This is a genomic window from Paenibacillus antarcticus (assembly GCF_001637225.1).
Lineage (GTDB): Bacteria > Bacillota > Bacilli > Paenibacillales > Paenibacillaceae > Paenibacillus_AQ > Paenibacillus_AQ antarcticus.
Map to the genome: position 1 here is coordinate 1 of NZ_LVJI01000033.1, position 1,302 is coordinate 1,302.

The following is a 1,302-nucleotide window of genomic DNA, read 5'->3' on the forward strand; positions in this document are numbered from 1 at the left end:
TGATATGCTCCCCTTATAGTAGACAGAAAAAAGCAAGCCGATTAATCTGTCTATTATGGAGGGGATTTTTTTATGGGCGAAATTAGGAAGACTTACGATGTTGCATTTAAGAAAAAGGCAGTCAATCTCTATCTCAAAAAGGGAATGAGCTACAAGAGTGTAGGTAAAGAATTGGATATCGACCATTCCTTAGTCCGACGTTGGGTGAATCATTTTCAAGCGGAGGGAATGAAAGGACTGGAGGAGAAAAGAGGCAAAGCAATAGGCCCTGGAGTTGGTAGACCGAGAACTCGATCAGAAGATCCTAAGGTTAAGCTGAAGCGCCTTGAAGCGGAAAACGAACTGTTAAAAAAGCTCTTACGGATGTAAAAGGAGGAATGGACGCCGTACCAAGCGGCAAAAAATTTACAGTAATCAATGAATTAGTTGGAAACGGGTACAATGTCATACTGCTATGTCAACTGGCTAACGTGTCCAGAAGCGGTTTCTATAAATGGGTAAAACGTCGAGTGTCTAGTTCTCAGAAACGAATAGAAGATGAAGCCATGAAGCTAAAAATAATGGAATGTCACAGGAAGCTGAGAGGGATTTACGGCTATCGGAGGGTAAAAACTTGGCTATATAGAATCTATGGCATACATATGAACCATAAGCGTGTACAGAGACTTATGAATGAACTTGAAATTAAGTCTGTCATTCGGAGGAAGAGACCCTATTATGGCAAGAAAGAAGCTTACGTGATTTCAGGGAATCATCTAAACAGGGAATTCAAAGCCAGTCAGCCAAACACGAAGTGGGTAACCGATATTACCTATTTGATGTTCAACGGACAAAGACTATACCTCTCAGCGATTAAAGATCTCTATAACAATGAAATTATAGCCTACCAGATCAGTCATAAAAACGATTTGAAATTGGTATTTGATACGGTGAAAAAGGTACGAAAACAACAGGATACCAAAGGTGTTCTATTGCATAGTGACCAAGGATTTCAGTATACATCCCGCCAGTATAGTTACCTACTCAAACGATACGGCATCCAAGCCAGCATGTCCCGGAAAGGAAACTGTTGGGACAATGCATGTATGGAGAACTTCTTCAGTCATTTTAAAGCAGAGTGCTTCTATCTTCATATTTTTCATTCTGTAAAGCAGGTCGAACACGCCGTTAAGCAGTACATCCATTTCTACAACCATGAACGCTTTCAAAAGAAACTAAACAACCTGAGCCCCTACGAATACAGGACTCAGGCTGCTTAAATATTGCTTTTTGTTAATTGTCTACTTGACAGGGGTCACTTCA

General features: G+C 40.5%; 2 protein-coding genes. Both read left to right on the forward strand.

What is annotated here, in order from left to right:
* The first annotated feature begins 72 nt into the window (after positions 1-72).
* Positions 73-369: a transposase gene (locus PBAT_RS19550; protein ID WP_068652082.1), complete on the forward strand. Its 297-nt coding sequence runs from the start codon at positions 73-75 to the stop codon at positions 367-369.
* Between the two features lie 8 nt (positions 370-377).
* The gene (locus PBAT_RS19555; protein WP_068652084.1) at positions 378-1,259 is read left to right on the forward strand and encodes an IS3 family transposase; all 882 of its coding nucleotides are present in this window, start codon (positions 378-380) and stop codon (positions 1,257-1,259) included.
* Positions 1,260-1,302: the final 43 nt, after the last annotated feature.

Coding starts and splice junctions, on each gene's coding strand:
- PBAT_RS19550 (WP_068652082.1), top strand. CDS start 73: ATGGGCGAAATTAGGAAGACTTACGATGTTGCATTTAAGAAAAAGGCA.
- PBAT_RS19555 (WP_068652084.1), top strand. CDS start 378: ATGGACGCCGTACCAAGCGGCAAAAAATTTACAGTAATCAATGAATTA.